This window comes from Nonomuraea sp. NPDC005650 (assembly GCF_040605375.1).
In the GTDB taxonomy this organism is placed as follows: Bacteria; Actinomycetota; Actinomycetes; order Streptosporangiales; family Streptosporangiaceae; genus Nonomuraea.
Genome location: NZ_JBEXCR010000055.1, coordinates 35787 through 60670 on the forward strand (window position 1 = coordinate 35787; position 24884 = coordinate 60670).

At 70.4% G+C, this 24884-nt stretch carries 22 protein-coding genes; 11 read left to right on the forward strand and 11 right to left on the reverse strand.

The window, feature by feature from the left end:
* Positions 1-41 precede the first annotated feature (41 nt).
* Positions 42-446, forward strand: a complete 405-nt coding sequence (locus ABZS69_RS56890; protein ID WP_355390002.1) for a MerR family transcriptional regulator — start codon at positions 42-44, stop codon at positions 444-446.
* Positions 447-521: 75 nt separating this feature from the next.
* Positions 522-2885: a heavy metal translocating P-type ATPase gene (locus ABZS69_RS56895; protein ID WP_355390004.1), complete on the forward strand. Its 2364-nt coding sequence runs from the start codon at positions 522-524 to the stop codon at positions 2883-2885.
* Between the two features lie 67 nt (positions 2886-2952).
* Here ABZS69_RS56895 and ABZS69_RS56900 read toward each other — a convergent pair whose 3' ends face one another.
* The 4 genes from ABZS69_RS56900 to ABZS69_RS56915 are packed head-to-tail and all read right to left on the reverse strand — an operon-like array spanning position 2953 to position 6690.
* Positions 2953-5166, reverse strand: coding sequence for a heavy metal translocating P-type ATPase (locus ABZS69_RS56900; RefSeq protein WP_355390006.1), 2214 nt, complete (start codon positions 5164-5166; stop codon positions 2953-2955).
* Positions 5167-5194: 28 nt separating this feature from the next.
* Positions 5195-6169 (reverse strand): hypothetical protein, encoded by a 975-nt coding sequence (locus ABZS69_RS56905; RefSeq protein ID WP_355390008.1) that lies wholly within the window; start codon positions 6167-6169, stop codon positions 5195-5197.
* Positions 6166-6378: a copper ion binding protein gene (locus ABZS69_RS56910; protein ID WP_355390098.1), complete on the reverse strand. Its 213-nt coding sequence runs from the start codon at positions 6376-6378 to the stop codon at positions 6166-6168. The genes ABZS69_RS56905 and ABZS69_RS56910 overlap by 4 nt, the downstream gene beginning before the upstream one ends.
* A gap of 30 nt (positions 6379-6408) precedes the next feature.
* Positions 6409-6690 carry a metal-sensitive transcriptional regulator gene (locus ABZS69_RS56915; RefSeq protein ID WP_355390010.1) on the reverse strand — a complete coding sequence of 94 codons (282 nt, stop codon included), beginning with the start codon at positions 6688-6690 and terminating at the stop codon, positions 6409-6411.
* Between the two features lie 414 nt (positions 6691-7104).
* Between ABZS69_RS56915 and ABZS69_RS56920 the strand changes: the two genes are divergently transcribed.
* The 6 genes from ABZS69_RS56920 to ABZS69_RS56945 all read left to right on the forward strand — a co-directional run bounded on the left by ABZS69_RS56920 (position 7105) and on the right by ABZS69_RS56945 (position 13964).
* A complete protein-coding gene (locus ABZS69_RS56920; RefSeq protein WP_355390012.1) occupies positions 7105-8715 on the forward strand; it encodes an ABC transporter substrate-binding protein in 1611 nt (536 codons plus the stop codon).
* Positions 8712-9710 (forward strand): ABC transporter permease, encoded by a 999-nt coding sequence (locus tag ABZS69_RS56925; protein WP_355390014.1) that lies wholly within the window; start codon positions 8712-8714, stop codon positions 9708-9710. Before ABZS69_RS56920 ends, ABZS69_RS56925 begins: the two co-directional genes overlap by 4 nt.
* A complete protein-coding gene (locus ABZS69_RS56930) occupies positions 9707-10558 on the forward strand; it encodes an ABC transporter permease (RefSeq protein WP_355390016.1) in 852 nt (283 codons plus the stop codon). Before ABZS69_RS56925 ends, ABZS69_RS56930 begins: the two co-directional genes overlap by 4 nt.
* Positions 10555-12252 (forward strand): ABC transporter ATP-binding protein, encoded by a 1698-nt coding sequence (locus ABZS69_RS56935; protein WP_355390018.1) that lies wholly within the window; start codon positions 10555-10557, stop codon positions 12250-12252. The genes ABZS69_RS56930 and ABZS69_RS56935 overlap by 4 nt, the downstream gene beginning before the upstream one ends.
* A gap of 109 nt (positions 12253-12361) precedes the next feature.
* Positions 12362-13114, forward strand: a complete 753-nt coding sequence (locus tag ABZS69_RS56940; protein WP_355390020.1) for a (2Fe-2S)-binding protein — start codon at positions 12362-12364, stop codon at positions 13112-13114.
* 115 nt (positions 13115-13229) lie between these two features.
* Positions 13230-13964: a polysaccharide deacetylase family protein gene (locus tag ABZS69_RS56945; protein WP_355390022.1), complete on the forward strand. Its 735-nt coding sequence runs from the start codon at positions 13230-13232 to the stop codon at positions 13962-13964.
* Positions 13965-14008: 44 nt separating this feature from the next.
* Here the strand turns inward: ABZS69_RS56945 and ABZS69_RS56950 are convergent, their stop codons facing one another.
* Entirely contained in the window at positions 14009-14854 is an 846-nt protein-coding gene (locus ABZS69_RS56950; RefSeq protein ID WP_355390024.1) for a hypothetical protein, read from the reverse strand.
* A 146-nt stretch (positions 14855-15000) separates the two neighbouring features.
* A complete protein-coding gene (locus tag ABZS69_RS56955) occupies positions 15001-17007 on the reverse strand; it encodes a heavy metal translocating P-type ATPase (protein ID WP_355390026.1) in 2007 nt (668 codons plus the stop codon).
* Between the two features lie 66 nt (positions 17008-17073).
* Here ABZS69_RS56955 and ABZS69_RS56960 point away from each other — a divergent pair, with 66 nt between their 5' ends.
* On the forward strand, positions 17074-17457 hold the full coding sequence (locus ABZS69_RS56960; RefSeq protein ID WP_355390028.1) for a metalloregulator ArsR/SmtB family transcription factor: 384 nt from the start codon (positions 17074-17076) through the stop codon (positions 17455-17457).
* Between the two features lie 78 nt (positions 17458-17535).
* On the opposite strand, the gene ABZS69_RS56965 is transcribed toward ABZS69_RS56960, so the two are convergent.
* The 5 genes from ABZS69_RS56965 to ABZS69_RS56985 are packed head-to-tail and all read right to left on the reverse strand — an operon-like array spanning position 17536 to position 22161.
* Complete coding sequence (locus ABZS69_RS56965; RefSeq protein ID WP_355390030.1) at positions 17536-18300, reverse strand: alpha/beta hydrolase; 765 nt, start codon at positions 18298-18300, stop codon at positions 17536-17538.
* Positions 18301-18328: 28 nt separating this feature from the next.
* A complete protein-coding gene (locus ABZS69_RS56970; RefSeq protein ID WP_355390032.1) occupies positions 18329-19006 on the reverse strand; it encodes a hypothetical protein in 678 nt (225 codons plus the stop codon).
* Entirely contained in the window at positions 19003-19878 is an 876-nt protein-coding gene (locus tag ABZS69_RS56975) for a carbohydrate ABC transporter permease (protein WP_355390034.1), read from the reverse strand. The genes ABZS69_RS56970 and ABZS69_RS56975 overlap by 4 nt, the downstream gene beginning before the upstream one ends.
* The gene (locus tag ABZS69_RS56980; protein WP_355390036.1) at positions 19875-20846 is read right to left on the reverse strand and encodes a sugar ABC transporter permease; all 972 of its coding nucleotides are present in this window, start codon (positions 20844-20846) and stop codon (positions 19875-19877) included. The genes ABZS69_RS56975 and ABZS69_RS56980 overlap by 4 nt, the downstream gene beginning before the upstream one ends.
* 22 nt (positions 20847-20868) lie before the next feature.
* Positions 20869-22161 carry an ABC transporter substrate-binding protein gene (locus ABZS69_RS56985; RefSeq protein WP_355390038.1) on the reverse strand — a complete coding sequence of 431 codons (1293 nt, stop codon included), beginning with the start codon at positions 22159-22161 and terminating at the stop codon, positions 20869-20871.
* A 347-nt stretch (positions 22162-22508) separates the two neighbouring features.
* Here ABZS69_RS56985 and ABZS69_RS56990 point away from each other — a divergent pair, with 347 nt between their 5' ends.
* Together ABZS69_RS56990 and ABZS69_RS56995 are read left to right on the forward strand one after the other, a co-directional pair.
* Positions 22509-23582: a LacI family DNA-binding transcriptional regulator gene (locus tag ABZS69_RS56990; protein WP_355390040.1), complete on the forward strand. Its 1074-nt coding sequence runs from the start codon at positions 22509-22511 to the stop codon at positions 23580-23582.
* Positions 23583-23796: 214 nt separating this feature from the next.
* The gene (locus tag ABZS69_RS56995; protein WP_355390042.1) at positions 23797-24810 is read left to right on the forward strand and encodes a hydroxyacid dehydrogenase; all 1014 of its coding nucleotides are present in this window, start codon (positions 23797-23799) and stop codon (positions 24808-24810) included.
* Positions 24811-24884 lie beyond the last annotated feature (74 nt).

The window sequence follows — 24884 nt, forward strand, 5'->3', positions numbered from 1 at the left end:
CCAGCATGCGACTTAATGTCGACATGAAGTCAAATGCGACCATGAGCATCGGTGAGATCGCGGAACGGTTCGGCCTGGCCACGCACGTCCTGCGGCACTGGGAGTCGATGGGGCTGCTCACCCCGGCCCGCATCGGAGGCGAGCGGCGCCGCTACGGGCCCGACGACCTCTACCGGGTCGCCGTGATCCTGCGCGCCAAGGAAGCCGGGTTCAGCCTGGAGGAGATCCGGGAGATGACGGCCACCTCGGATGCGGCGGAACGGCGCGCCGTGCTGCTTCGCCGGCGGGAGGAGCTCGCCCGGCACCTCGCCGAGCTTCAGGCCTCGCTCGAGCTCATCGACTGCGCGCTGGACTGCGATCACGAGGACTTCACCAGCTGCCGCCACTTCCAGTCCATGGTCGCGGAGCGGATCTCTCTGTACCCTGCGCCACACGTACGGGCGTGAAGCCGGTTACTACTATGACAAGTGGTAGATCCACGCTTCCTGCGAGCACGCCATCGGCGGGTATGGAGGGCGACCATGACGACCGGGGATCGCAGCACGGCGGTTCTCGACGTGAGCGGGCTGCGGTGGGCCTCTGAGCAGAACGTCGTGCGTACCGTCCTGAGCCGCCGCCCTGGCGTGATCGAGGTCGAGGTGAACCCGGTCGGGCAGACCGCCACCGTGGTCTTCGACCCGAGGGCCACGTCCTTGGCCGAGCTGCGCCGCTGGGTGCGGGAATGCGGCTATCACTGCGCGGGCCAGTCCGTGCCGTCGCACGTCTGCGACCCCATGGCAGAGCCCGGACCACCAGGCGGCGAGCACGCCCACCGCGCCACTTCGGCCGCTCCGCGTGAAGAACACGCGGGCCACGAGGCCGGCCCGTCGCCGCACGAGATGATGGGGCACGGGGGGCATGGCGCCGGGTCGATGGAGGCCATGGTGGCCGACATGCGCAACCGGTTCCTGGTGGCGGCCGTGATGTCGGTCCCGATCCTGATCTGGTCGCCGATCGGGCGCGAGGTGCTGGGGCTGCACGTGCCGGTGCCGTTCGGCCTGCGCGAGGACGTGTGGGCGCTGCTGCTCAGCCTGCCGGTGATCTTCTACTCGTCGTGGATCTTCTTCGACGGCGCCGCACGGGCTCTGCGGGCCCGCACGCTGGACATGATGGTGCTGGTCGCGGTGGCGATCGGGGCGGGCTGGCTGTACTCGCTGTACATCACGCTGACCGGCGGCGGCGAGGTGTTCTACGAGGCGGCGACCGTGCTGGCGGCGTTCGTGCTGCTGGGGCACTGGTTCGAGATGCGGGCCAGGGGCGGGGCGAACGACGCGATCCGCGCGCTGCTGGACCTGGCCCCGCCCAGGGCCGTGGTGATCCGCGACGGCGAGGAGGTGGAGGTCCCCACCGCCGAGGTCGTGGCCGGGGACCTCCTGCTGGTCCGTCCCGGTTCGAAGATCGCCGTGGACGGCACGGTCCTGGAGGGCGAGAGCGAGGTCGACGAGTCGATGGTCACCGGCGAGAGCCTGCCGGTGCACAAGTCCCCCGGCTCCGCGGTCGTCGGCGCCACCATCAACAAGAACGGCACGCTGCGGGTACGGGCCACCAAGGTCGGCGCCGACACCGCCCTCGCCCAGATCGTCAAGCTCGTCCAGCAGGCCCAGAACTCCAAGGCCCCGGGGCAGCGCCTGGCCGACCGGGCGGCGTTCTGGCTGGTCTTCGTCGCGCTCATCGGCGGCGGGCTGACGCTGGCGCTCTGGCTGCTGGCGGGCGCGGCGGCCGGCACGGCGATGCTGTTCGCGATCACGGTGGTCGTGATCACCTGTCCCGACGCGCTGGGCCTGGCCACCCCCACCGCGATCATGGTGGGCACCGGCCTGGGCGCCAAGCGTGGCGTGCTGTTCAAGAACGCGATGGCGCTGGAGACCTCCGCCCGCGTCCAGACCGTGGTCATGGACAAGACCGGCACCCTGACCAGGGGCGAGCCCGAGGTCACCGACGTGATCGCCGACGGGATGGAGCAGGCCGAGCTGCTGCGGCTGGCCGCCGCCGTCGAGCGCGAGTCCGAGCATCCCCTGGCCGAGGCCGTGGTCCGGTACGCCGGCCCGGACGTCCCGCGGGCCGTCACGTTCGAGAACGTCCCGGGTCACGGCGCCACGGCGCAGGTGGACGGGCACCGGGTCGCGGTGGGCAACACCAAACTCATGCAGGCGGAAGGCGTCGACCTGGGGCCGCTGGCGGCCCGGCGCGAGGAGTTGGCGGCGGGCGGGCGTACCGCGGTCGTCGTCGCCGTGGACGGGCGCGCGGCCGGGGTGATCGGCCTGGCCGACGCGCCCCGCGACAGCTCGGCGGCCGCCGTCGCGGCGCTGCGCGCGGCCGGTGTCGAGGTGGTCATGCTGACCGGTGACAACGAGGCCACCGCCCGGCGGATCGCCGACCGGCTCGGGATCGGCACGGTGATCGCCGAGGTGCTGCCGGGCGACAAGGCCGACAAGATCGCCGAGCTGCAGCGCGGCGGGCGCCGGGTCGCGATGGTCGGCGACGGCGTCAACGACGCCCCCGCGCTCGCCCGGGCCGACCTCGGCATCGCGATCGGCGCCGGGACCGACGTCGCCATCGAGACCGCCGACGTGGTGCTCATGCGCTCCGACCCGCTCGACGTGCCGACCGCGCTGGCCATCGGCCGCGGCACGCTGCGCAAGATGCGGCAGAACCTGGGCTGGGCGATCGGCTACAACACGATCGCGCTGCCGATCGCGGCCGGCGTCTTCGAACCCGCCTTCGGGCTGGTGCTGCGACCGGAGATCGCCGCGCTGTCGATGTCCGGATCTAGCCTCATCGTCGCGGTCAACGCGCTCGCACTCAAACGGCTCCGCCTCCCCCGCCCTGCCGCCGCCGGAGACTGAGCGCCGAGGCACACGAACGCCCTGTGGCCGAAGGCGTTGATCGCCTTCGGCCACAGGGAGCGGTTTCTTACTTGAAGCGGCGCAGCCGCAGGCTGTTGCTGACCACGAACACGCTGGAGAACGCCATCGCGGCTCCGGCGATCATCGGGTTGAGCAGCCCGAGCGCGGCCAGCGGCAGGGCGGCCACGTTGTAGGCGAAGGCCCAGAACAGGTTGCCCTTGATGGTGGACAGCGTACGGCGCGACAGCCGGAGCGCGTCGGCCGCGACCCTGAGGTCACCGCGGACCAGGGTGAGGTCGGACGCCTCGATGGCGGCGTCGGTGCCGGTGCCCATCGCCAGGCCCAGGTCGGCCTGGGCCAGTGCGGCGGCGTCGTTGACCCCGTCACCGACCATGGCCACGACCTTGCCCTCGGCCTGCAGCTTCTTGACCGCTTCGACCTTGTCGGCGGGCAGCACCTCGGCGATCACCTCGTCGATGCCCACCTCGGCCGCCACGGTCCTGGCGACCGCCTCGTTGTCGCCGGTCAGCAGCACCGGGGTCAGGCCAAGAGCCCTGAGCTCGGCGATCGCCTGCTTGCTGGTGGGCTTGACCACGTCGGAGACCACCAGCACCGCACGGGCCTGGCCGTCCCAGCCGACCGCCACCGCGGTGCGGCCCGCCGCCTGTTCCTCGGCCAACTGGCGTTCGAGGTCGACGGGCAGGTGCTGGGACCACTCCGCCAGCAGCCGGGGCCGGCCGACCAGGACCGCGTGGCCGTCCACGATGCCCTGAACGCCGAGCCCTTCGACGTTGGCGAAGTCCTCCACGGTGGCGTCGGACCGGGCCTCACGGGCGATGGCCTGGGCGATCGGGTGCTCGGAGGCGTGCTCCAGCGCGCCCGCCAGCCTGAGCACCTGCTCGCGGCTCTCCCCTTCGGCCAGGTGCACGGCGACCAGGGTCATCCTGCCCTCGGTGACGGTGCCGGTCTTGTCCAGCACGATCGTGTCGACCTTGCGGGTGGACTCCAGCACCTCCGGGCCCTTGATCAGGATGCCCAGCTGGGCACCCCGGCCCGTACCGACCAGCAGGGCGGTCGGAGTCGCCAGGCCCAGTGCGCACGGGCAGGCGATGATCAGCACCGCCACCGCGGCGGTGAACGCGGCGCCCGTGCCGTTTCCGGTGCCGAGCCAGAACCCGAGCGTGCCGACCGCCAGCGCGATCACGATCGGCACGAACACCCCGGAGATCCGGTCGGCCAGCCGCTGCACCGCCGCCTTGCCGGTCTGCGCCTCTTCCACCAGTTTCGCCATCTGGGCGAGCTGGGTGTCGGCGCCGACCCGCGTGGCCTTGACGATGAGGCGGCCGCCCGCGTTCACCGTGGCCCCGGTCACCGCGTCGCCCGGTCGCACCTCGACCGGCACGGACTCGCCGGTCAGCATCGAGGCGTCCACCGCGGAGGAGCCCTCGGTGATCACGCCGTCCGTGGCGATCTTCTCTCCGGGCCGGACCACGAAGGTGTCACCGACCTGCAGCTGCTCGATCGGGACGCGGCGGCCGTCGGCCAGCTCCACCTCCTTGGCGCCCAGCTCCAGCAGCGTCCGCAGCGCCGCCCCCGCCCGCCGCTTCGCACGGGACTCGAAATAGCGGCCGGCCAGGATGAACGCGGTCACCGCCGCGGCGGTCTCCAGGTAGATGTTGCCCGAGCCGTCGGTGCGCTCGATGGAGAACTCGAACGGGTGCGTCATCCCGGGCGTGCCCGCGGTGCCGAAGAACAGCGCCCACAACGACCATCCGAGCGCGGCCAGCGTGCCGACCGAGATCAGCGTGTCCATCGTGGCGGCACCGTGCCGCAGGTTCGTCCAGGCCGCCTTGTGGAACGGCCATCCCGCGTACACCACCACCGGCGCGGCCAGCGTCAGCGACAACCACTGCCAGTTCGTGAACTGCAGCGCCGGAACCATCGCCATCGCGACCACCGGCACGCTCAGCACGACGGCGGTGATCAACCGCTCACGCAGCGGCCGCAGCTCGTCGGCGGGCTCCTGCCCGGCCTCGGCCCCCGGCTCGGGGGGCGGGGCGGGCAGCGCGGCGGTGTAGCCGGCCTTCTCCACCTCGGCGATCAGCTGCTGCGGATCCACCCCCTCGGGGAAGGTGACCTTGGCCTTCTCCGTCGCGTAGTTGACGGTCGCGCTCACGCCTTCGAGCTTGTTGAGCTTGCGTTCGATCCGGTTGGCGCAGGACGCGCAGGTCATGCCGCCGATCGACAGCTCGACAGCCCTGCCTTCAGTCAGGGACGACATCACGTCTCCTTTCTTTCGTGTCCTGCGATCAGTGCGGGTGCTTGCCGTGAGACGGGCTGGCGCTCGGCTCCGACGTGGGCTTGGGCTGTCCGGGCCCGGCCTGTGCGGCGAAGTCCGCCGTGCGGACCTTACCGTCGTGCTGGAAGTCCAGGAACAGCCGGTAGTCGCCGCCGCTGGGCACCTCGGCGTAGAAGGTGATCTCGGGTCCGGCCGCCGTCTTGCCGTCGCCCGGCTCGCCGTCCGGGTGCACGTGCAGGTAGGCGAGGTCACTGGCCCGCAAGGCGACCAGATGTCCGTACGCTCCCAGGTACGGCTGCAGATCCGTGACCGGCTTGCCGTCCTTGCTCACACTGAGCGTGAGCTTGCTGGCCTGGCCGGGCACGAGATCGCCCGTCAGGGAGACCGTGTAGCCGTCCACCTCTGCCGTCCGAGCCACCTCGGGCAGGGGCTTCGGCTTGTAGTCGCCCGCGACCAGCAGATCCGCGCCGAGGGTCAGGCCGCTCCCACCCGTGGGGGCGAAGTCGGCGAAGGCCCGGTAGGCGCCGGGGTCGTCCAGCGTCAGCTTGACCGACCACACGCCGTCGGCGGCCATGTCGGGGTGTACGTGCTGGAATGTCGCCAGATCCCGCGAGACCACGATGAAGTGGAGCTTCTTGTCGTGCTGGACCTGGTAGTCGGTCACCGGTTTGCCGTCGGACCCGGTCACGGTGAAGCGGAAGTCCGTGGACTCGCCGGCCTTGATCGTGGTTAACGGGTTGAGGGTGTAGCCGTTCTGGGACACTTGGAGCCCCCCAGGGGTATCGTCCTGCGCTGTTGCGGTGGTGGTCTCCTCATGGCCGCCGTGACTTTCGGCGGTGGCGGCGGGAGTCGAATGGGTCGCGCCATGCTCCGGCTTGGCCGGCGCCGGACCGACGTCTCCCATCGCGTTCCCGACGCCCAGGGCGCCGCCGAAGACGACGGCCAGCCCCAGCGCGTAGGCACCCAGTTTCGTTGCCGCGTTCATGCCGGATTCGCCACCTCGTAGCCCGCTTCCTCCACGGCCGAAACGATCTTCGCCGCGTCCACGGGGTTGTCGCTCTCGACGGTCAGCAGGCCACTGGCCAGATCCACCTCGACCGAGGTGACCCCGGCAACCTCACCGACCTCTTCCTTCACCGAACTCACACAGTGGCCACAGGTCATGCCCTTGACGGTGTAGGTAGCGGTAGCCATATCGATCAACCTTCCGGTGTGTTGGTGTTGTCAGGAGCGGACGAGCCGCGCGATGGCGTCGGAAGCCTCTTTGACCTTGGCCTGCGCCTCGGGCCCGCCCTTGGCGGCGGCCTCGGCGACACAGTGGGCCAGGTGATCCTCGAGCAGGGAGATGGCGACCGACTGCAGGGCACTGGTGGCCGCCGACACCTGCGTCAGGACGTCGATGCAGTATTTGTCGTCCTCGACCATCCGCTGCAGCCCCCGCACCTGACCCTCGATCCGGCGCAGCCTACGCAGTTGGTCCTGCTTGTTGTCGCTGTATCCGACCATGTCTCCTCCTTCCGACTTCTCCAAAGTACTATACCCCCCTACCGTATTTCAACTCGCGAATATTCCCAGTTGACGGACGGGCGGAGAGGGTAGCCAGGTGCTGCCGGTCGTTCTGGAGCGCGTCACGCACGGGTTCGCCAAGGTCGCCACCGGCGGCATCTCAGATGGTTCAACGCTCAAGTGGGCGATCACAGCAGCCAGCCGGGCTATTAGGGGGCATAGTAGAGCGCTGATCAACCGCACACAAGAGTCGCCGCCCGCGGACCGTCTAAGGCGAGTATTCCCAGGTCAGCGCGAATCATGGTGTTTACACGATCGACGCTTGCATCTACGTGGCAGACCTATAGAGTCACGTGCAACGCACGCCCTCCCCCATGGGGTCATTTGCACCTCATATACCCCCCGGAGGTTTTGTTGTACCACCGACCCGCCGCCGCACTGCTCTCCCTCGCGCTCCTCACGGCATGCGGATCCAGCACCGGCACGACACCCACCGCACCCGCCGCCCAGCAGGCGAAGAGCATCACGATCGCCATCTCCTCGGACGAGGGCACGCTCACGCCCTTCACCAATCAGACCGGTTACCCGGGCAACAACCTGGTGAAGCTGCTCTTCGACACGCTGGTGATCGTGCGGGGCGACGCCGTCACGCCCCTGCTGGCCAGGGAGATCAAGACCTCCGACAACAAGACGTTCACCCTGCCGCTCCGGCCAGGCGTCACCTGGCACGACGGCAAGCCGCTCACCGCCGACGACGTGCGGTTCAGCGTCGAGTTCTACCGCAAGAACCTGTCGGGCGACTCGTCGATCGACGTTCGCCCGATCGACGAGGTCAGCGTCAGCGGCGACGTGGTGACCATGACCCTCAAGGCGCCCGACCCCGAGTTCCCGCGCCGGATCCTGGCTGACATGGCGATCCTGCCCAAGCACCTGTGGGAGTCGGTGCAGAAGGTCAGCACGGCCGGGGTGGACAAGGCCGTCGGCAGCGGGCCGTACAAGTTGACCCGGTACGACAACGCCCGTGGCTACACCCTGACCGCCAACCCCGCCTACGCCCTGGGCAAGCCCAAGGTGGACTCGGTCAAAGTGGCCGTGATCCCCGAGGAGTCCACGCAGTTCGCCGCCCTTCGCACCGGCGAGGTGCACATGTCGGCCCGCATCGTCCCTCCGCAGCAGCTCGCGACGCTGGAGAGGCAGCCGAACATCGGCGTGGTCAAGGGCACCGAGTTCGCCTCCACGCTGCTGGCGTTCAACACCACCAGGCCGCCGTTCGACCGGGCCGAGGTGCGGCGGGCGCTGGCCAAGGCCATCGACACCACCGACCTGGTCAAGACCGCGCTGCTCGGGCAGGGCACGCCCGGAAACCCCGGATTCATCCACGCGGAGTCGCCGGTCAAGGGTGACCAGCTTGCGCCGATCTTCGACGCCGAGGCGGCCAAGCGGGAGCTCGACGGCCTCGGCGCCAAGCCGGGACCGGACGGAACCCGGGTGCTGGACGGCAAACCCATGTCGTACGAGCTGCTCGTGCAGAGCTCCTCCACCGACCGGCTGCGCAGCGCCGAGCTGATCCGCGACATGCTCAAGAACGTGGGCGTCGCCGTCAAGGTCACCTCGCTCGACTCGGACTCGCTCGACACCAAGGTGTGGCCCGACTACGACGTCCGCAAGGGGCGTAACTACGACATGTCCATGTGGGGCTGGTCCGCCCCGGTGATGCTCAGCAGCGGCACCATCGGCCAGCTCCTGGCCTCCGACCCGGACGACGGCAGCCTGAACGTCGTCGGCTTCAAGAGCCCGGCCGTCGACGAGATCATCACCACCATGACCGCCGCACCCACCATGGAGGCCAGGACGGAAGCCGCCAGGAAGCTCCAGGCCCAGATAGCGGAGCAGGTGCCGTTCCTCACCCTGTACTACCGCAACGGCGCCTATGCCTTCCGCAAGGATGTCTACAGCGGCTGGACCTGGCAGAACGGCGCCGCCGCGCTGAACAAGTTCTCCCTCGTCGACTACCGCCTCGGATGACGGCGATCCAACCCGGCCGCCTGCGCTACTCCCGCTACTTCGCGGGCAGGCTGGCCGAATACCTCACCGTCCTCCTGGTCGCGCTCACCCTCAATTTCGCGCTGCCCCGGGCACTGCCCGGCGGCCCGCTCAAGCTGTTCGGCAGCCCGGAGGCGCTGGCCAGGTTGACGGCCGACGAGCGCGCGCAGATCGCCACGCAGTACGGCTTCGGCCGACCGCTCCCCCAGCAGTTCCTCGACTACCTGACCGGCGTGTTCACCCTGGACCTGGGCACCTCGCTGTCGGACGGCCGCCCGGTCACGCAGGCGCTGGCGGACGCGCTGCCGTGGACGCTCCTGCTGGTGGGCACCAGCACCGTGGTGACCGCCGTCCTGGGGGTGACGCTGGGCGTCGCGGGCGCGCTGCGCCGCCGCCGGGGCAAGGGTTCCGGACTGCTCGGCGCGGCCGTGGTCGCCGACTCGGTGCCGCAGTTCTGGCTGGGCATGCTGCTGATCGTCCTGTTCGGGGTGAAGCTCCAGCTGCTGCCCACCTACGGCGTCTCCGGGCCGGACGGGGTGACGGCGGCCGGGGTCCTGCAGCACCTGATCCTTCCGGTGACGACGCTGACCGTCACCGGCCTGGGGTATCTGTTCCTCTACACCCGCTCGTCCCTGCTCACCGTGCTGACCAGCGAGCCGGTGCAGCACGCCCACGCCCGCGGGGTGCCGTACGGCAGGCTCGTGCGCAGGCACGCCCTGCGCCCGGCGCTGCTGCCCGTGCACACGATCCTCATGCTGGAGATCGGCTTCCTGGCCGCCGGGGCGATCGTGGTCGAGACCGTCTTCGCCTATCCCGGCCTCGGGCGGCTCACGTTCGACGCGATAACCGCGCGCGACTACCCGCTCATGCAGGGGGCGTTCCTGGTGCTCACCGTGATGGTGGTGCTCATGAACGCGCTCGCCGACGCGACGTACCCGCTGCTTGATCCCCGCGCCAGAACCGGAGGCCGGAGATGATGTTCCTCAAGGCGCCGCGCCGCCACCTGCTCGGGACGCAAGGAGTGATCGGCGTAGGCGTCCTCGGCGCGATCGTCGCCATCGCGCTGTACGGAGTCGCCCTGCCCGATGACGCGGGACGCGAGCGGGTGGCCGAGCCGTACGCGCCGCCGCGGGCGGGCTTGCCGCTGGGTTCAGACGATCTCGGCCGGGACCTGCTCGACCAGCTCATCGTGGGCGCCGGCACCTCCCTGAGCCTGGCGTTCATCGTCTCCGTCTGCACCACCCTGCTGGCCGCGATCATCGGCGGCGCCGCCGGGATCGGCCCGCGCTGGCTGTCGGTCTCGCTGATGCGCGGCGCGGACGTCCTGCTCATCCTGCCCGAGCTGATCCTCTACATCCTGGCGGCGGCGTTCCTCGGCCAGTCCTTCGGCGTCCGGGCGGCGATCCTGGCGCTCATCCTGTGGCCGGTCCCCGCCCGCGTGCTCCGGGCCGGGGTGCTCACCGCCTGGTCCCGCGGCCATCTGGAGGTGTCGCGGGCCATGGGCGCACCGGCCTGGTGGTTGCTGGCCCGCCACGGCACGTACCTCATCGGGCCGCTGCTCATCCCGGTCTTCGTCCGCACCGCGAAGGTCGCCATCATCTACGACGCCACCCTGTCCTTCCTCGGCCTCGGCGACCCGACCACGCCCAGCTGGGGCACCACGCTCTACTGGGTGCAGACCAACGGCGTCTTCCTGTCCGACGCCTGGCTGTGGTGGGCTCTGCCGCCCGGCGCCGCCATCACGCTCACAGTGCTCTCCCTCGCCCTGATCGGCGTCGCGGTGGAGGAACGGCTCAACCCTGCCCTGCGGGAGGCTGCGCGATGACGTTGAACGTACGTGACCTGACCGTCAGCTACGGCGGCCTGGCCGCGGTCTCGCAGGTCAGCCTCGACATCGCCGACGGCGAGATCCTGGCGCTGGTCGGCGAGAGCGGCTGCGGCAAGACCTCGTTGGCCCGCACCCTGCTCGGCCTGCTGCCCGCCACGGCGCAGGCCGGCGGGTCCGCAGTGCTGGGTGGGCACGAGCTGGTGGGCCGCACCGACTGGGCGGGGGTACGCGGCACCCGCGTCGCCACCGTGCCACAGGGCGCGATGACCGGGCTCAGCCCCGTGCACCGGATCGGCGCCCAGCTCGCCGAGATGCTCACCCTGCACGGCGGCGCCGCGGACCCCGCCGATCTGCTCGACCGCGTTGGGCTCCAGCGGACGATGCTCAGGTCCTATCCGCACGAGCTGTCCGGCGGACAGCGCCAGCGGGTGGCCATCGCGCTCGCCCTGGCCGGCGAGCCGGACCTGCTGGTCGCCGACGAGCCCACCACCGGGCTGGACGCCATCACCCAGCGGCAGATCCTGGCTCTCCTGGCGGAGCTGCGGACCAGCATGCTGATCGTCTCGCACGACCTGGCGGGATTGCTCCCGTACGCCGACCGCGTCGCCATCATGTACGCGGGCCGCCTCGCCGAAGTCCGCCCTGCTCGCGCGCTCTCCCCGGCCACCGCCCACCCCTACACCGCCGGGTTGCTCACCGCGACCCCCGTCGCCGACCGCGAGGTCGCATGGGGCAGCATCCCCGGCTCCGCGCCCGCCCTCGGGCACGCCCTGCCCGGCTGCGCGTTCGCGGCACGCTGCCCGCTCGCCGTCGACCGCTGCCGTGAGGAGACACCGCCCCTGGTCGCGTCCGGAGAGGCGCAGGTCGCCTGCCACCGCCACGCCGAGCCGGAACACCCCTCCTACCCGAACGTGCCCCGCGCCGACAGCCCGTTGGGCGGCGTCGTGGTCAGCGCGTCGGGCATCCGGCACACGTACCGGGCCCGATCACGGGTCGTGGACGCACTGCGCGACGTCAGCATTGAGATCCGCGCGGGCGAGATCGTCGGTCTGGTGGGCGAGAGCGGATCGGGCAAGAGCACCCTTGCCCGGATTCTGCTCGGTCTCATCAAGCCGACCGCGGGTGTTGTGACGCTCGAAGGCCAGAAGCTGACGACCGGCCGTGCGCTACGGCGTCTGAGACAGCGCATCGGCTTCGTCCACCAGGACCCCTACGACTCGCTCCACCCGGGAATGCGGGTCGCGGCGCTGGTGGGTGAGCCGATGGCGGTGGCGGGGGTGCCTCGCGGCGAGCGGCTCGGCCGCGTCCGGGAGTCGCTGGCCGCCGCCGGGCTGCCGGACGACCCCGAGTTCCTCGCCCGCTTCCCCGGCCAGCTGTCCGGCGGCCAGCGCCAGCGGGTGTCCATCGCCCGAGCGCTCGCCGGCGGTCCAGCGCTGCTCATAGCCGACGAGGCCACCTCCATGCTGGACGTCTCGACCCGCGCGGGGATCGCCACCACCCTCCGATCCCTGACCACCGACTGCGGCCTCGCCGTCCTGCTCGTCACCCACGACCTGGGCGAGGCCGTCCAGTCGTGCGACCGCATCCTGGTCCTCCAGGCAGGCCGGATCGTCGAGCACGGTCCGGCGGAAGACCTGGCCCGATCCCCGTCCCACGCCTATACGACCCAGCTCCTTCAGGCCTCCACCTGAGCCTGTCCGGGGCCGGCCCGTGCCCCCTCGGCGAATCATCCCTTTCTACCTCATACCCGTTAGGGGTATCATCGTCTACTATGACACTACGTAGTGCGGTTCCGCTCTGATGGATGTCTTCTCGCGACTGGAGTCCTTCGGGGACCGTTTCCGGCTCGAACGCGGCCTGACGCCGCACGACGACTGGATCGCCTGCGACCGGCTGCTCGACCCCTCATCGCAAGAGCTCTCCCGCGTGCTGGCGGCCGAGCGCGTGGCCAGCGGCCAGAAATCGGATCACGCCACCGCACTGACCGTCATGGCCGTGTACGCGGGAACGGTGACCGCGTCCGCGCTGCTCGCATGGGCGCTAGACAGGGTGGTCGTGGACATGCGGCCGCACAACGTGGCCATCCGGCTTTCCGAGCACCACGGGTTCGAGGCGGTCGCGCTGCGCGAGCCGCGCACCGTGGAGGCGCCCGTCGAGACGCTTGTCTCCTGGGTGCTCGATGAGCATCTGCTCCCGCTCGCACGCGCCATGCGTACGCGGACCCGGGCGGGCTTACGCCAGCTCAACGGCGGGGTGGCGCACGGGTGCGCGGCGGCGTTCTGCATCGCCAGCCGGCGCGGCGGCGACGTCGACCTGCTGCAACGGGCCTACGAGGAGTTCCTCTCCGCCTCCACCCGCGGGCTCGAGAAGCTCGGCGAAGTGATCAGACTGCGGGAGGACGATCGCGAAGGGCTGTTCTACCTGCGCAACACGTGCTGCCTCTACTACACCTCGGACGAGGCGGTGAAGTGCTCCAGCTGCTGCCTGGACAGCGTCGAGGACCGGGTGGCGGTCTACCGTCGAGTTCTGGCGGACGGAGTGGTCCCCCACTGAGGCCGAACCCGTCGCGCTGACCAGCGCGGTCCTGCGTCGAGGGCCGAGCCCGGCCGGAGCCGGGCTCGGCCGACGCGGTCACCCGGCTGCCCGGCCTGTGATTCCATGATCACCCATGAACGCAGCAGCAACGGTCCCGCGAAGAAGATGGCTCAAGCTTCTCGCGGCCCTTCTCACCGTCCTCCTCCTTGGCGCGATCGGCCTGTATCAGCTGATGAACTCGCGGACCTTCCAGCTGGCGGGCGAGCTGATCGACCGCGTGCCCACCGACGAGAAGGTCGTCGCCCTCACCTTCGATGACGGCCCTGACGAGCACACCCCCGAGATCATCGACATCCTCGCCCAGCAGCGCGTCCACGCGACGTTCTTCGTCATCGGATCCCAGGTCGAAGCCCGGCCACAGGCCGCGCAGGCGCTGGTCGCCGCGGGCCATCAGCTCGCCAACCACACCTACACCCACCGGCGGATGGTCTTCGTTCCCCCCGCCACCGTGGCGAGTGAGGTCGAGCGCACCGATGCGGCCATCCGGACGGCGGGGCAGCGCGGCGAGATCCTCTTCCGCCCGCCGACGGGCAAGAAACTGCTGGCGCTACCGCTCTATCTGGCCGACCACCAAAGGCGCACGGTCATGTGGGGCGTGGAGCCCGACTCCGGCGCGACTCCCACCGCCGCCGAGATCGTCGCGGCTGTGCGCGAGGAGACCAGGCCGGGATCGATCATCCTGCTCCACCCGTGGTACGCCGGCGGGCAGAACACTCGTGAGGCCATCAAAAGCCTGGTCGCGGGCCTGCGTGACCAGGGATACCGATTCGTCACGGTCTCGGAGTTGCTCGCTCTGCGACCTCGTTGACAGGCGTCCAACCCACCGCCCGCGGCGGGGCAGGTGTGCGGGTGTCAGGTGAGGGTCGCGTGCAGGCGGGCCAGCCTGGCGGCCAGGTCGGTGTGGCCGGATGCGGCGACCTCGTGGTGGATGCGGTCGAGGCTGTGCCGGTACAGCGGCAGGAGTTCGTGGCCGAGCAGGTCGGCGGCGGCGGTGACGTCGGCGATGCCCCGGGTGCGCCAGCGCGCGGCGTGGTGCACCAAGGTGCCGGAGGTTCTGGGGGTGGCGGTGTACCAGTGTGCGGCGGTGTCGTTGCGGCCGAGTGCGCCGGTGACGACGGTGTAGAGGAGTCGTACGGGCAGGAGCACGACCTTGGTGACGGCTCGCGCGCCCTTGCGGGCCAGGCCGTCGGCGTCGCGCAGCATCCGCAGGTGGTCAGGGTCGGCGCATTTGGCCGCGGCGAAGGTGGCGCTGTCGAGGAGAAGGTCTCCGTGGCCGGGCCGGGCGCAGGTGGCGCGCTGGTCGCCGCCGTACAGGAGCACGCCGGAGTCGAGCAGGTCGAGCCGGTCGGTGGCGGGAAAGCGCCCGGCGTGGTGGCCCGTGCGCAGGTTCTCCCAGTCGCTCCAGAAGATCGACAGCCGTTCGGCCAGGGCGTGGCGGGCCGAGCCGGCGTAGTCGCGGATCGTGTGGCGCCGGACCGTCACGATGCTCTCATCGGTGTGCTCGTCGGCCCGGTCGACGATCAGCGCCATATCCACGTCGCTGACCTCGGGTACGAAGCCGCCGTGGGCCAGGCTGCCGATCGCGAACGCCGCCCGCAGGCGGCCGTTCAGCACGGCTTCGGCATGGCCGAGCGCGGTCCGCAGGATGTCATGGCCCGCTGGATGGGACACCTGGTCGTGGGCAGGGCTGGGGGTCACGCGCTTCTCCTCTGATGGGTCCGGTCGTTCCGCCACCACAGCGTTCGGGTGATGCCGTACGTTCATACCGGGTAGTACCCAACCCGCCCGCCGGGGCCCAAGCGGGCCCCGGGCAGGGACGGGGAGGAGTTCGGCGGCGGTCCCGGTCAGCTCCGCCGGCCCGCGGGCGTGCTCATGGCCGAGGCGCGCCGCCAGGCGGCGTTGCGCAGCAGCCGCAGCCCGTTGAGGCCGACGATGACGGTGGATCCCTCGTGCCCGGCCACGCCGAGCGGCAGCGGCAGGTCGCCGAACAGGTCCCAGGCCACCAGCACGGCGATGAAGGTGCCGGCGATGACGAGGTTGGCCACCACCAGGCGGCGGGCGCGCCGGGCGAGGGCGAGCACGGCGGGGACGGTGGCCAGTTCGTCGCGGGTGATGACCGCGTCGGCGGCATCGAGGGTGAGGTCGGCGCCCGTGCGGCCCATCGCGATCCCGACGTGGGCGGTGGCCAGGGCGGGGGCGTCGTTGACCCCGTCGCCGACCAGTGCCACCCGAGCCTGGTGCTGCTGCAGTTCGCGCACCGCGTGCACCTTGTCCTCGGGCAGCAGCCCCGCCCGTACGTCGGTGATCTGAGCCTGGCCCGCCACCCGGGCCGCCGCCCGCGGGTTGTCGCCGGTCAGGAGCACCGGAGTGGCGCCGGTCAGGCTGGTCAGCTGCGTGACCACCTGCGCGGCGCCGGGGCGCATGCGGTCGGCCAGGCCGAGGACCGCGGCGGGGCGTCCGTCCAGGAGCATCAGAACGGCGCTGTGCCCGTCGTCCTCCAGTTCGGCCACCGCCGCGTGCGCCGGTGCCGCATCATCGGACGGATCCAGCAGGTGGGCAGGGCTGCCGATCTCGACCACCTGGCCGTCGACGCGGGCCCGCACCCCTCGCCCGGGCAGGGCGGCGAACTCGGTGGCGGCCGGCAGCGGCAGCCCCTGCTGGTGGGCGGCGGCGACGATGGCTCGACCCAGCGGGTGCTCGCTGCCCTGCTCGGCCGCGGCCGCGAGCGTGAGCAGCCGGTCGGTTTCCGTTCCCGCCTCGACCTCGGGCAGGGCGCGCAGGTGGGCCAGGTACGGGCGGCCCTCGGTCAGGGTGCCGGTCTTGTCGAAGGCGACGTGGGTGACGTCGGCCAGTTGTTCCATCACCACGGCGGACTTGACCAGCACGCCGTGGCGGCCGGCGGTGGCGATGGCGGCCAGCAGCGGCGGCATGGTGGCCAGCACCACCGCGCACGGCGAGGCCACGATCATGAACGTCATGGCCCGCAGCAGGCTGTCCTGCACCGACGTGCCCCACAACAGGGGCAGCGTGAACAGGGCGAGGGTGGCGGCGACCATGACGATGGAGTAGCGCTGTTCGACCTTCTCGATGAACAGCTGGGTGCGAGCCTTGGTGGCGCTCGCCTGCTCGACCATCGCCACGATGCGGGCGATCACCGTCTCGGACGCCGGCCGGGTGACGTGCACGCGCAGCGCGCCGGTGCCGTTCAACGTGCCGGCGAACACCTCGTCGCCGGTCTGCTTGTCCACGGGCAGGCTCTCACCGGTGATGGAGGCCTGGTCGACGTCGCTGGCCCCGGCCACCACCTTGCCGTCGGCGCCGATCCGTTCTCCCGGCCGTACCAGGATGATGTCGCCGACCCGCAGGTCGGCGGCCGCCACGACCTCCTCCTCGCCGCTGTCGTCGATGCGGGCGGCCTGGTCAGGGGCCAGGTCGAGCAGGCCGCGCACGGAGTCCTCGGTGCGTTTGGTGGCCACGGCCTCCAGCGCGCCGGAGGTGGCGAAGATGACGATCAGCAGCGCGCCGTCGAAGACCTGCCCGATCGCGGCCGCGCCTATGGCCGCGACGACCATCAGCAGGTCGACGTCCAGCGTCTTCTCGCGCAGCGCCTTCAGCCCGGACAGGCCCGGCTCCCAACCGCCGGCGGCGTAGCAGGCCAGGTACAGGGTCCACCACAGCCAGGGCGGCGTCCCGGCCAGCTGGGCGAGGCCGCCGGCGGCGAACAGCGTGGTGGCGGCGACGGCCCAGCGCACCTCCGTCAGCGAGCCGGCCCCGGACCGCCACCACGTGGCCGGCCGGGACGTCGCTGCCGGCGTCGGGGCAGCGAGGGAAGGTCTCAGATCTGTTGTCACTGAAGCATCGTATATGCGCACTCACGCAGATATGCAAGTGGTGAGGTTCGGGGATATGCTGACCGTATGCACACCTCGCTGACCGATTTCGACATGCCGAACGAGGAGCAGGTGCACCTGGCCGCAGAGTCGTTCCGGCTGCTGTCCGACCCCACTCGCATCAAGATCCTGTGGGCGTTGCTGCAGGGCGAGTCCAACGTCGCCTGCCTGGCCGAGCTGGCCGACGCCTCCCCCACCACGGTCAGCCAGCACCTGGCCAAGCTGCGCCTGGCCGGATTGGTCAAGGGCCGCCGCGAGGGCACTTTCGTCTACTACAGCGCGGCCGACGAACACGTGCGCCGCCTGCTCGCCCAGGGCCTCTACCACGCCGACCGCATCGACCGCGGTGTCGAGGCCGACCATCCGGCCGACGATCACGCCCCCGCCGCGACCGTCCACACCGGTTCCTGACCTGGGATCGCGCTGCACGATCCGGATCATCACCGATCGCCACGGCGGGATGATCACCGGACGGTTGAGCTCCCGGAATCAGCCGCCCTTCGGTAGCCGGTCCAGCCAGTTGGTGATCAGGCGGATGGTTCTTGCGGGGTGTTCCAGGTGCAGGAAATGGCCGCTGCCCGCCCACGCCTCCACCCGTGAGCCGGGAGGCGCCGGCAGGGCCGCCTCCCACACGCTGGGCTCGGCCCGCGCGCGCAGACACAGCACCGGGCACCGGCGCCGGGCCAGGTAACGCTCGGACGCCGGCCGGGCTCCGAACGCGCCCGGGTCGGTGTAGAGCCCGGCGTAGCAGGCGGCGAGCACCGGTCCTGGGGTGGCCAGGACCTGCTCGCGCACTCCCGGCGGCAGCGGGACGGGCGGGTCGAGCGCGGCCCCGGCGCCTTCAGCCCGCAAGCGCGCCAAGCGATCGTGGAAGCCCTCGGCCTCCTCGCCGTCGGCGCCGTAGGCCGGATCGATCACGACGAGCGCGGCGAGCAGCGCGGGATGCTCGACGGCGAGGGCGGTCACCACCTGTGCGCCCATCGAATGACCGATGGCCACCACTGGCCCGGCCTCCAGCCGGGACAGCAACTGAGCGAGATCGCCGGCGAGGTCGGCCGGCCGGTAGCCGTGCCGCGGTACCGAGGACCGGCCGTGGCCGCGCAGGTCCACGGCGACAGTGCGGTGATCACAGAAGCCGAGCGGTTCCCACACCCGCAGGTCACCACCCCACCCGTGGACGAGCAGCAGGGTCGGCTCGCCCGCGCCGGTGTCTTGGTAGTGCAGCGTGATCTCGTCGAGTTCGGCGTACGGCATGTCATCCTCTCGCCACGAATCCGTACGGTCATGTCTTCTCGCGGGCTCGCGCGGCGGCGAACCCCCAGGAGCGGTTGACGACGTCGACCGCCGCCGCCCAGGCTGCGGGAACGAAGAGCAGGAGGCTCGGGCCGACAAGCGGAAGATCGGTGACGAGCACCGCCGCCAGCAGCAGGAACAGCCAGGCCAGCGGTATGTGGGGGCGGCGAGCGGCGGATCTGAGCACCATGTGCAGCGTCACCGCGAGCCCGCAATGTCGCGTGTCCGCGACCGTGGCGCCGATGAGGATCAGTCCCAGCAGCGTCCCCACGGTCACGGCGAGAACCGGCACGGCCGGGTTCGTTGCGCCGTAGAGAGCGAGGTCGTACGCGAGAAGCAGGGCAAGTGCCGGCAGCGACCACCAGAGCACTCTCAGACCGCGGGAGCTCTGCCGGATCGCACCGGCGAACCGGCCCACGGGCCGGCCCGGGTACCCGCCCTCGCCCACCATCGCGTGCATGGTCGCCAGCAGTCCCCGAAGTGCCGGGCCCACCGGCATCAGGCTGAGCGCGCCGAGCCACAGCGCGCCGTGGCTGGGCTGCCAGCCGATCAACCGCTCGAACAGGAAGTACGGCGCGCAGCACCCGAGGAAACACGCCGACGCGACGAACACGTGCCAGGTGACGAGAGCGGTCCGCGCCACAGGACCGTCAAGGCGTGCGCTCATCCCTTCACCGCGCCGATCGCCATGCCCTTGATGAAGTAACGCTGGAACGCCATGAAGATGATCACTGAAGGGATGACCGCGAGGATCGCCCCGGTGTAGACGAGCTCCCATCGGGAGGTGAGCAGGCCGACCATCCGGTTGATCGCGACGTTGATCGTGCCCGCCGACGTCGAGTCGAGGAAGACCAGCGGGATGAAGAAGTCGTTCCACAGCAGCAGCGCCTGAATGATGACGAAGGCTGATGTCACCGGCAGGAGCATCGGAAAGACGATGGACCAGAACGTGCGCAGCGGCCCCGCGCCGTCCATGTACGCGGCCTCCTCGACCTCGACCGGCACGGTCTTGATGAAGCTGCAGTACAGCAGGATGCCGAAAGAGGCGGAAGCGCCGAGATGGACCATGATCACGCTCGTGAGCGTGCTGTACAGCCCGACCTCGTTCATCCCTTTGACGAGTGGGATCATGCGGACCTGGAACGGGATCATGAGCCCGGCGATGAGGAACAGGTAGATCACGCGCGACAGGCGACCCCCGATGCGCTCGATCCCGTACGCGGCCATCGGCACGACCGCGAGCAGCAGCACGATCGTGACGACCGTGATGATCAGCGTGTTGAGCACGGCCTCGCCGTAGTCGGTGTCCTGGAACAGCCGCACGTAGTTGTCGAGGCTGAACGAGGTCGGCAGGCCCATCGGGTCGCGCGTGATGTCGGCGTAGCTGCGGAACGAGTTGAGCAGGGCGTACAACACCGGGAAGGCGACCACCGCGACGAGGGCCGTGAGCACGAGCATCGATACGATCTCGCCGGTCGTGAACCTGTCGCGCCGCTCCTTGCGGCGCGGGCGGGGGCGGGCGGCGGAGGTGACGCTCATGCCTGGATCTCCCTGCTGCGCATGTACCGGTTCGCCGCCAGCGTGCTCACCAGCACGACGACGAACAGGACAATGGCGGCGGCGCTGCCGTACCCGGCCCGGTACTCGCCGAAGCCGACCTTGTAGATGAAGAACGCCATCGTCTCGCTGACGAAGCCGGGACCGCCGGCGGTGAGGACCATGACCTGATCGAAGATCGTCCATCCGGCGATCACCGCGAGCGTGAGGTTGACCGTCACCGAGCCGGCGAGCATCGGCCAGGTGACGTAGCGGAACACCTGCCGGCCCGAGGCGCCGTCGATGCGCGCCGCCTCGATCAGCGACGGCGGCACCGACTGCAGGTTGGCCAGGTAGATGAGCGTCGTGTTCCCGCCGAGCGTGAAGCAGATGATGAACAGCAGGACCCAGACGACCAGGCCGCTGTCGCCCAGCCAGTCCCGCGCCCACGACTCCACGCCCAGGTCCCCCAGGGTCGTGTTCACGACGCCGAAGTTGTAGTTGAGGATGTATTTCCAGATGGTCGCCGCGATGAAGCCGCTCACCAGCGCCGGCAGGTAGACGGCGGTGCGGAACAGGCCCTGCCAGCGTCGGAGCCGGTCGAGCAGGAGCGCGACACAGAGCGAGATCGCGTTGATGATCAGCGCCGAGCCGAGGCCCAGCAGCAGCGTGTTGGTGACGGCGTTCCAGAACCGCCCGCTGCCGAGGATCTCGTCGTAGTTGCGCAGCCCGACGTAGTCGTACGACGGGTTGACGCCGTCCCAGTCCGTCAGGCTGATCTGGATCGACTGCAGGGACGGCGCGATGACCATGACGACATAGACCACAAGGGCCGGCGCGATGAACAGGAACATGATCGTCCGGTGCCGCCGCGAGCGGCCGGTCCGGGCGGGCGGAGCGCCTCCTTCTGCCCTGTCACTCGTGCCGCTCTTCGGCAGCACGGCCGCGCCTGGGGAACGCTCGATGGTCACGACCGGTGCCCTCTCGTCTCGCTCATCCCTGTTTGACGGTCTTGTCGAACTCGGCCTGCGTCTTGGCGATGGCCTGGTCGAGCGTGGTCTGACCGTCCTGCATCTCGATCCGCGCCTGGCGGAAGAACGTGGCGAACGCGCTGAACCTGGTCGAGCGGGGGTCGTTGTCGTACCAGACCAGCTTCGGGTTCTTGAGCAGGTCGAAGTAGTCCTGCGCTCCGGGGACCGACGTGTTGCGGGTGATCTCGGCCGACCGCCTGATGTTGGGGGCGATGCCGCCGCTCTTCTCCATGACGTTCGCGGCCTCCACCGAGTAGAAATAGGTCAGGAAGTCGACCGCCGCCTGATACTGGGCCGCGTTCTTCCGCCCCTGCGCGGAGATGGACAGACCGGTGGCCGTCTCCCCGTTGACCGCGTTCTTCAGGACGTCGATGTTGCCCTGGTCGTCCGGGATGATGAAGAGCCCCGCGTTGAACTTGGGGTCGACCTTCTGGATGTCGTTCAGGCGGCCGGTCCCAGCGGACGAGGTCGCCATGACGGCCTTGTGGTTGACCAGCAGGGTGCTGGTCTGCGCGTCGGTGGTGGACTGCCAGCCGTCCAGCACGAAGTTGTCGGTGATGTACTTCAGCCGTTCCAGCGACTCGCGCAGATCCTTGATCGAGGCCTTGCCCTCCTCCACCGCGTTCCAGAACCCGCCCTTGTCGCTCCACCGGGCGAAGACCGGAGAGGCCAGCGGCTTCCACAGCTGATCGCTGGGCCAGATCTCACCCGCCGCCGTCGCCAGCGGTGTGTCACCGTTGGCCTTGACGGCCTGGAGCAGCTTGACGAACTCGCCGTAGGTGGCCGGCACCTTCAGGCCGTGCTTGGCGAAGTAGTCCTTGTCGTAGACGATGTTGATCCCGATCTCGCCGTTCAGCGGGCCCGCGGGGACGACGTACACGTTGCCGTCCTCGGCCTTGCCGTAGACGTTGTCGTCGAGCAGGGAGGTGACCTGACTCGGGATCGGTGCCAGCTTGCCGGCGGCGACGTAGGTCCGCGTCTCCCTCATGTCGATGATCGCCGGCCAGTTGCCCGTGGCGTCCATCGTCTTGACCGCCGTGGCGTAGTCCATGCCCCCGGCCAAGGGGTCCAGCCGCACGGTGGAGCCTTTGCCCTGCGCGTTGTACGCCTCGGCCACCGCCTTCAGGACGGTGTTGAACGTCTCGTCCCCGGCGGCGTAGGCGAAGCGGATCTCCGTCTTCCCCGAAGATCCGGCGTTCCCTCCGCACCCGGCAAGCGCCCCGACCAGGCCCACGGCCGCGATCGCGGCAGCCAAGGAGCGTCCGATTCGGGTCCGTTGTGCCGGAGTTCGCGCGTTGTGCATGTTCTACTCCTTCGAAAGCCGCCGCGACGTGCGTTCACTGCCATCGCTCTGTCCTTCGAACTGGCCCCCGCAGCCATCGAACAGTGCGCCGGCGCTGACGGTCGTCCGGAGGTCCGGGTGGATCGGCGCGCCCACGCTGCCGCGTTCCGTCGTGGTTTGCAACTAGTTTCAGAGCGGTAAATTACGAGTTGGGCGGCAGGTCGTCAAGAGGGCCGGAGGCACGGCGTCGCCGATTCACCGAACCGTGACGCGCTCGGCTCCGCCGCCCCGCATCGGCCAGAAGTCCTACAATGACCTGCATGACCGCGCCCACCAACGCTCCCAACCGGCGGCGCGGGACGCGCGGCCCGGCCCCGACCTCAGGGGCGAATCTGCGTGACGTGGCCGCCCGCGCGGGCGTCTCCACGTCGACGGCGTCTCGCGTCTTCGCCGGCAGCCCCCTCGTGCGTCCCGACACCCGCGAGCGGGTCCTCGCCGCGGCCGAGGAACTCGGCTACGTCGTCAACGGGCTGGCACAGGCCATGATGGGGCGAGGCCGGCGTTCGGTGGCCTTCCTCGCCACCCACATGATCGGCGCGACCTTCGCCGCGATGGCCGCCGGCGCCGAGAGCGTCGCCGCCGACCAGGGAAACCTCCTCATCGTGAGCAGCACGGGTGACGACGTCGCACGGGAGCGCGACCTGATGGAGACGCTGCGCGAGCAACGGGCCGCCGCGGTCCTGTTCGCCGGTTCGACGGCGACCGGCGTGGAGTTCGAGCGACGCATCGCCGAGTACGCCCATGACCTGGAGACGATCGGCGCCCGGCTCGTGCTGTGCGGGCACCCGGCCATCCCCGCGCTGCCGAACGTCCTTTCGGTCGACTACGACCAGGTCGGCGGCGTGCGCACCGCGATGAAGCACCTCACATCGGCGGGCCATCGGCGGATCGCCTTCATCGGCACGCACCCGAACAAGACCTCCCCGCTGCAGCGCCTGCGCGGATACGAGTTGGGCCTGCGGGATGCCGGCCTGGCGATCGATCCATCGTTGGTGATCGAGTGCGCCAACGAGACCGAGGCCGCGGCCCACGCGTCCCTGGAGCTCCTGCGCGGATCAGACCGGCCCACGGCGGTGGTCGGGGTCACCGACGGCGTCGCCATCGGCGTCTACCGCGCCGCACGGAGCCTCGGCCTCGCGATCCCGGCCGACGTCGCCGTGGTGGGTTTCGACGACGCCCCGCATATGGTCGACCTCACGCCTTCGCTGACGACCATCCGGGCGCCGTTCTGGGAGGTCGGCGTTCGCGGGGCTCGCCTGGCGCTGGGCCTCGACGAGGCCACCGGCCACGTGGAGTTGCCGAGCCGGCTGGTCGCCAGGGAGTCCGCGCCCTGATCCGCGAGCCGGTGGAGCCCGCCCGGCGGGCTGAGGCTCGCCGGCTCGATCCCTACGCCATGTGCTAGAGCGGGACGACCATGGCCCGGCTCACGCCGGCGGTGTTACGGGCTTGTTGCGCGGGCGAGTCGATGATACTAGTTTCATCAATCGCTCCTCGCAGTCGGAAGACCGGCTGCCAGCGTCCTGATCCCCCCGTCGAACCAGGATAAGAATGCCTTCTGCCCTGCTGCCCGCAGCCCTGTTCGCGATGGACCCGGTGCATCTTCCCGCGCTCTTCCCCCCGCCGTTGATGGCACGGCTGCGCGAACTCGCGCGAATCGACCTTGACCTCGTCGTGCGCGACTTCGCCGACCCGGCACTGGCCGCCGCGCTGGCCGAAAGCGAGGTGCTGATCACGGGTTGGGGCTGCCCGCGCCTCGACGGCGCCGCGCTGGCGGCCATGCCCAGGCTGCGGACGGTCCTGCACGCGGGCGGCAGCGTCCGGCACCTGGTCGGGGAGGCGTTCTGGCAGCGCGGGCGCACCGTTTCCAGCGCCGTGCAGGCCAACGCCCTGCCGGTAGCCGAATACACCCTCGCCGCCATCCTGCTGGCCGGCAAGGGCGCCTTCACGCTGGCGGAGCGTTACCGGCTCGGGCACGCCCGCCCCACCGCCGGCGAGGTCGCCGGCCTGGGCAATCTCGGCCGGCGCGTCGGCGTCATCGGCGCCTCCCGCGTCGGGCGTCGCGTGATGGAACTGCTGCGCCCCTTCGATCTGGCGCTCTCGCTCCACGACCCGTACGTCGGCGACGCGACGGCCGCGGCGCTCGGGGCCGTACCGCTGGCGCTCGACGACCTGCTGCGCGGCAGCGACATCATCACGCTGCACGCCCCCGACACCGCCGAGACGTACCGGATGCTGGACCGGGCGCGGCTGGCGCTGATCCCGGACGGCGGTGTGCTGATCAACACCGCCCGCGGCAACCTGGTCGACCACGAGGCGCTCACCGACGAGCTGGCCGGCGGCCGGATCAGTGCGGTGCTCGATGTCACCGTCCCCGAGCCCCTGCCCGCCGGCTCGCCCCTCTACCGGCTGCCGAACGTGTTCCTGACCCCGCACATCGCCGGCTCCATCGGCAACGAACTGGAGCGACTCGGCCGCACCGTCATGGCCGAGCTGGAACGCCTTGCCGCGGGACTCCCGCTCGCCCATCAGGTGCGGCCGGCCGACCTCGCAACCAGCGCCTGACCGCACGATCCGCCTCCGCCCACCGGGCGCGTCCCACGCCGCGGCACAAGCGGCCGGCGCGCACTCACCCCCGA

Excerpts from the sequence above, each read along its gene's own strand:
- ABZS69_RS56890 (WP_355390002.1), top strand. The coding sequence starts at position 42 with ATGAGCATCGGTGAGATCGCGGAACGGTTCGGCCTGGCCACGCACGTC.
- ABZS69_RS56895 (WP_355390004.1), top strand. The coding sequence starts at position 522 with ATGACGACCGGGGATCGCAGCACGGCGGTTCTCGACGTGAGCGGGCTG.
- ABZS69_RS56900 (WP_355390006.1), bottom strand. The coding sequence starts at position 5,166 with ATGTCGTCCCTGACTGAAGGCAGGGCTGTCGAGCTGTCGATCGGCGGC.
- ABZS69_RS56905 (WP_355390008.1), bottom strand. The coding sequence starts at position 6,169 with ATGAACGCGGCAACGAAACTGGGTGCCTACGCGCTGGGGCTGGCCGTC.
- ABZS69_RS56910 (WP_355390098.1), bottom strand. The coding sequence starts at position 6,378 with ATGGCTACCGCTACCTACACCGTCAAGGGCATGACCTGTGGCCACTGT.
- ABZS69_RS56915 (WP_355390010.1), bottom strand. The coding sequence starts at position 6,690 with ATGGTCGGATACAGCGACAACAAGCAGGACCAACTGCGTAGGCTGCGC.
- ABZS69_RS56925 (WP_355390014.1), top strand. The coding sequence starts at position 8,712 with ATGACGGCGATCCAACCCGGCCGCCTGCGCTACTCCCGCTACTTCGCG.
- ABZS69_RS56930 (WP_355390016.1), top strand. The coding sequence starts at position 9,707 with ATGATGTTCCTCAAGGCGCCGCGCCGCCACCTGCTCGGGACGCAAGGA.
- ABZS69_RS56935 (WP_355390018.1), top strand. The coding sequence starts at position 10,555 with ATGACGTTGAACGTACGTGACCTGACCGTCAGCTACGGCGGCCTGGCC.
- ABZS69_RS56940 (WP_355390020.1), top strand. The coding sequence starts at position 12,362 with ATGGATGTCTTCTCGCGACTGGAGTCCTTCGGGGACCGTTTCCGGCTC.
- ABZS69_RS56945 (WP_355390022.1), top strand. The coding sequence starts at position 13,230 with ATGAACGCAGCAGCAACGGTCCCGCGAAGAAGATGGCTCAAGCTTCTC.
- ABZS69_RS56960 (WP_355390028.1), top strand. The coding sequence starts at position 17,074 with ATGCACACCTCGCTGACCGATTTCGACATGCCGAACGAGGAGCAGGTG.
- ABZS69_RS56965 (WP_355390030.1), bottom strand. The coding sequence starts at position 18,300 with ATGCCGTACGCCGAACTCGACGAGATCACGCTGCACTACCAAGACACC.
- ABZS69_RS56970 (WP_355390032.1), bottom strand. The coding sequence starts at position 19,006 with ATGAGCGCACGCCTTGACGGTCCTGTGGCGCGGACCGCTCTCGTCACC.
- ABZS69_RS56975 (WP_355390034.1), bottom strand. The coding sequence starts at position 19,878 with ATGAGCGTCACCTCCGCCGCCCGCCCCCGCCCGCGCCGCAAGGAGCGG.
- ABZS69_RS56990 (WP_355390040.1), top strand. The coding sequence starts at position 22,509 with ATGACCGCGCCCACCAACGCTCCCAACCGGCGGCGCGGGACGCGCGGC.
- ABZS69_RS56995 (WP_355390042.1), top strand. The coding sequence starts at position 23,797 with ATGCCTTCTGCCCTGCTGCCCGCAGCCCTGTTCGCGATGGACCCGGTG.